Annotated in this window: 1 protein-coding gene; it reads right to left on the reverse strand. The window is 69.4% G+C overall.

The features are described from left to right. Window positions 1-252 (reverse strand): M24 family metallopeptidase (locus FLQ44_RS21190; RefSeq protein ID WP_147695961.1); only part of this gene is annotated, 252 nt, incomplete at both ends.

The raw sequence follows: 252 nt of genomic DNA on the forward strand, positions 1-252 counted from the left end.
GGATCCTCGTGATAGACCTGCCCGATGCCGTGCCCGCAGTACTCGCGCACCACCGAGAAGCGCTCGGCCTCGACATAGCTCTGGATGGCGTGGCCGATGTCGCCCAGGGTGGCGCCGGGGCGGACCGTGCGGATGCCGCGCCACATGGCCTCGAAGGTGACGTCGACGAGGCGCTTCGCCAGCACCGAGGGCTCGCCGACGTGGTACATCCGGCTGGTGTCGCCGTGCCAGCCGTCCTTGATGACGGTGACG

Origin of the sequence: Vogesella mureinivorans (assembly GCF_007644035.1) — a bacterium.
In the GTDB taxonomy this organism is placed as follows: domain Bacteria; phylum Pseudomonadota; class Gammaproteobacteria; order Burkholderiales; family Chromobacteriaceae; genus Vogesella; species Vogesella mureinivorans.